The sequence below is a fragment of the Helcobacillus sp. ACRRO genome (assembly GCF_022347125.1).
GTDB lineage: Bacteria > Actinomycetota > Actinomycetes > Actinomycetales > Dermabacteraceae > Helcobacillus > Helcobacillus massiliensis.
This window is the reverse complement of the sequence record NZ_JAKRNG010000068.1, coordinates 1-655: the sequence shown is the minus strand read 5'-3', so window position 1 is coordinate 655 and position 655 is coordinate 1. Positions and strand designations below refer to the sequence as shown.

The following is a 655-nucleotide window of genomic DNA, read 5'->3' as shown; positions in this document are numbered from 1 at the left end:
GGGGGGTGTCCCTATGTTTCGAGTCAAGCCGCGAGAGCGGTCGGCTCGGGGGTAGGGGCGGTTGTCGGTGGCTGGTAGTAGGTGCCGTCGCGGAGCATGGCGTAGATGACGTTGCAGCGGCGGCGGGCTAGGCAGATCACGGCGGCGTTGTGCCGTTTGCCTTCGGCGCGTTTGCGATCGTAGTAGGCCTTGGAGATGGGGTCGTGGTTGGAGGCGACCCAGGCGGAGTAGAACAGGGCGTTCTTCAGGCGTTTGTTCCCTGACCGGGCGGGGAACTCTCCGCGGATCGAGGTGCCTGATCTGCGGGTGACCGGCGCGATCCCGGCATAGGCCGCGAGGTGGCTGGCGGACTCAAACGCGGAGCCATCACCGATCGCGAGGAGGATCTGGGCGGCGGTCTTGATGCCGATCCCCGGCATGCTCATCAAGACCGAGGCGAGAGGGAAGTCCTCCAGCATGCCCTCCACTTCGTGGGCCACGGTCGCGCGCTGTTCTTTCAGCTCTTTAACCTGGCCAGCGACTCGGGGGATCACCAGCTCAACCGCTGCGGTGGCGGGCACGATGACGGTCTGCTCGCTAAGGGCTGTGAAGATCTGCTCGACCAGCGTCTCGGGGTCGCGGCGTGAATGCGCGCGGGCGAACCGCAGCACCTTCC

Annotated in this window: 1 protein-coding gene; it reads right to left on the bottom strand. The window is 66.1% G+C overall.

What is annotated here, in order from left to right; translation table 11 throughout:
- Positions 1 to 23: 23 nt before the first annotated feature.
- Positions 24 to 655: transposase (locus MHY20_RS11520; protein WP_239376904.1), on the bottom strand; the 632-nt coding region annotated here is incomplete at its 5' end.